Consider the following 3,242-nt stretch of genomic DNA (forward strand, 5'->3'; position numbering starts at 1 on the left):
CCGCACGTGCTCGCCGAGGCGTTGGCACTGACCGGACTGCACGGCGGCGAGCTCGGACTGTCGCTGGCCGCCGGTTCTTACACGTCGGGCAGCCGCGTCGCGCCTTCGATCAGGAAGAACGGGTCGCTGCCACCGGCGGCGCGCGCCACGGCGGTCCAGCGCGCGGCCGCGGCCATCCCGGCGAGTCGATGCTCCGCCGCCGCCGCATCGGGAAACCTGACCAGCAGCAGCGTTTCGGCGGCGACGCCGCGACCCTGTTCCCATTCCATCGCCCGCTTAAAGACGAACGGGCAGGCAAAAACGAGACCTAATCGCAGCGGCGCCCCGGCGCCCGCCACGTCCACCGCCGGCCGGGGACACGAGCGGGGTCGTCCGCCCTGCCCGATCGTGCGCCGGCGCCGGCGTCACGCCATCCGATGCGAAGCCGTCGGTCGCTGGCTTCATGCGCGAGGGCCTGATGCGCGGGGACCTAATGGGCGCGGGGCCGACAGATCAGGCCGAGCGCATCGACCGAGTCCCCGGCACGGCCCTGCAGGCCGACGATGGACTGGTTCGCGCAATCCATCGTGCCGCTGGGATAGCCCGGTACCCTCGACAGTGAAATATACGGTCCCGTATAGACGCCGGGAGTGTCGAGCGAGACCCTGGCGGTCTGCAACCGCGTGCCCGGGGCGACGCAGAACAGCTGCAGGGCCTTGACCAGGTGATTGGGGCTTCGCAGCAGGATGATGTCGATCGTGTCGACGATCGATCCCGCCGGACAGGAGGCGCTGCGTCGATCGCCACCGCCGCCTGCGCCCGGCATCGTGCGACCGTCGCAGATCGGCGCCACGTTGTTGATATAGGCGCCCGTCATGGCCGAAACGCCGGTCACCACCGCAGCGCCCGGACATCGCAGGACGTATTGCTGACCGCCCTTGCCGCCGATCGGGTCGGTGAACCACTCCTGGGCCTGTGCCGGCGCGGTGGAAGCCAGGACAAGCCCGAGCATCGGCAAGGCAAGCCCGAGCATCGACAAGGTTCGCACTTCGCGATCTCCCCCGGACAGAGTAAGTCGAGCATGGCTCGGGGGCATCCGTGGCGCCCCCGGCAGCCGGCGAGCGGTGTAGTCCACGGCCGGGAACGGGTGCAATCATCCCGCCGGCGTACCCTCGAGTTTCCTCCCGCGAACGACGGCGTCAGAATATCGCGCAACGCGCGACGCGCGATCGCCGGCGGCGTCCGATCGTCACCGGGATCGACGCGGACGCGGTCTCCTTGCGAGGTGTCCCGTCAGGCGGCGAGCGCGTAGCGGCGGCAGTGCTCAAGGTATCCTGCCTCGTGACTGCCCGCGAGCGACACGACGCTCTCCCACAGCCAGTTCGGCGCATGGATGGAGCCGCGGCGATCCGTCTCCAGCACGTCGCGCCATGCCGCGCGCGTCGCATCGTCCATCTGGCGCGCATGCGCCTTGCCGACCACGAAGGCGAGATAGTGGGCGGCCTTCGCGGCCTGCGCCTCGCTGAACTGATCGACCTCCAGTTTCAGGTCCTGGGGCGCCAGCTCGCGGATGAACAGCGAGCGGTCCCCCATCTTCACCGGCATCATGCGCCTGCCGAGGTGCGGCGACAGCGCGCACGCCGCGGCGACGACGCGTTCCGCATTGTCGGCCGGCATCCCGGCGCCGGCGCGGACCGGCGCGACCGGCGCGACCGCTTCCTTCAGGTCGATGAGCGCGTAGCCGGATCGCCCCTTGCCGTTCTTCAGGCCGAGCAGGACGGCGTAGCGATGCAGTCCGAGCGAGCTGCACCCCTTCATCCAATAGGCCGCGTCCACCATGCGGATCGACCTGTCCGTCTTCTCCCCGTCGAGCGACAGGACCAGCCTTGCCACCGCGGGATCGTCGAAGACGTGCTTCAACGCGGCGCGCTCGTCCCCGGCCAGCGCCCAGAACCTCTTGCCCAGCGGGATCCTGGGTTCGACCGCCTCCAGCCGTGCCCTGGCGAGATGCTGCCAGCCGCGGCTGAGCGCCTTGCGACGGACGCTGCGGACCGCGTCGGGCTCGGGTCCGGCATCGCCGCTCGTCGGGTCTCCCATCGCCGCGGCGTAGCCCTCCACCATCTCCTCGATCATGTGCGCGGTCGCGACGCCCGGCAGGTCCGAGCTGCGCGCGGCGGTGGCGAGCGACAGGCCGAGGCGGATGAGGTCGTGGGCCGGGTTGCCGATCACCGCCTGGTCGAGGTCGCGGATCTGGATCTCCACGCGCCCCTCCCCGTTCGCGAGCGGGCCAAGGTTGCCGAGATGGCAGTCGCCGCAGATCCAGACCGCCGGCCCCTCCGGCACGCGCCGGGCCACCGGAGAGGCGGCGAGCCAGTCGTAGAACTTGGCCGTGTTGCCGCGCACGTACGCATGGGCGGACCGCGCCATCTTCAGCGTCCGGTTGCTGTCCAATATGGCAAGCCGCTCCGCGACCGTCGGCATCTTCATCGCTCGATCCCCCTTTGGTCGGGACCAACGCAGCGCGCCGACTTGCGACCCGGCGGTGGAAGCGGCCGAGGCCTTGGGAACGCGAAATATTGATATGCATCAATTCGTGCCGTCGCCGGCGCGGCCGATGGTCCCGGCGTGGAGCCCCGCGCCCCGCGCTTCGTTGGCGGCTGGATGACGATGGTTTCCAACACAGGCGACATCCGCGCCGAGGCACGGGCAGCCATGACGGGCGCGCTCGCCGCGTTCGGGCGCGACCGACCGGTCGTCGTCCTCAGCCACTTCGACGCGGACGGCCTCTCCGCCGCCGCCATAATGGTGCGCGCGCTTCGCCGGGCGGGCCGGGCCACGCAGCCCCTGGTGATCGGCAAGACGGAGTCGCCGTGGGACGCCGCCGTCGCCAGCCGCATCGCGGCTCTTGATCCGGCGGGGCTGGTCGTCGCGGACCTCGGCACCCGGCCCGAGCCCGTCCTGCCCGGCTGCCCGACGCTGGTGATCGACCATCACGTGCCGACCGGCGAGCCGCGGGATGCCGTCACGATCAGCGGCAACGGCCTCGATCCGGAGCCGACCACGGCGTTGCTCGCATGGTGGGCGGCCGGTGCGCTCGGCGACCAGTCCGACCTGTTGTGGCTCGCGGCGATCGGCCTGATCGGCGACATGGCGGACGGGCTCGGCTTTCCCGAACTCGGCGAGGCGCAGGCGCGCTGGGGCAAGACGGCGCTGCGCGATGCGGCGTCGCTGGTCAACGCGCCGCGCCGGACCGCCGCCGCCGA

At 71.1% G+C, this 3,242-nt stretch carries 3 protein-coding genes and 1 pseudogene; 1 reads left to right on the forward strand and 3 read right to left on the reverse strand.

The window, feature by feature from the left end; genetic code table 11:
- Window positions 1-77 precede the first annotated feature (77 nt).
- The 3 genes from HUV01_RS14095 to HUV01_RS14105 all read right to left on the reverse strand — a co-directional run bounded on the left by HUV01_RS14095 (window position 78) and on the right by HUV01_RS14105 (window position 2,466).
- A complete protein-coding gene (locus HUV01_RS14095) occupies window positions 78-344 on the reverse strand; it encodes a hypothetical protein (RefSeq protein WP_217431020.1) in 267 nt (88 codons plus the stop codon).
- A 125-nt stretch (window positions 345-469) separates the two neighbouring features.
- Window positions 470-1,012, reverse strand: coding sequence for a hypothetical protein (locus HUV01_RS14100; protein ID WP_174298845.1), 543 nt, complete (start codon window positions 1,010-1,012; stop codon window positions 470-472).
- Window positions 1,013-1,272: 260 nt separating this feature from the next.
- Entirely contained in the window at window positions 1,273-2,466 is a 1,194-nt protein-coding gene (locus tag HUV01_RS14105; RefSeq protein WP_174298846.1) for a DUF2252 family protein, read from the reverse strand.
- A gap of 180 nt (window positions 2,467-2,646) precedes the next feature.
- Here HUV01_RS14105 and HUV01_RS14110 point away from each other — a divergent pair.
- A pseudogene (locus tag HUV01_RS14110) lies at window positions 2,647-3,242 on the forward strand (DHH family phosphoesterase); the annotation flags it as partial.

It is taken from the genome of Sphingomonas bacterium (genome assembly GCF_903643035.1).
Classification (GTDB): domain Bacteria; phylum Pseudomonadota; class Alphaproteobacteria; order Sphingomonadales; family Sphingomonadaceae; genus Sphingomonas.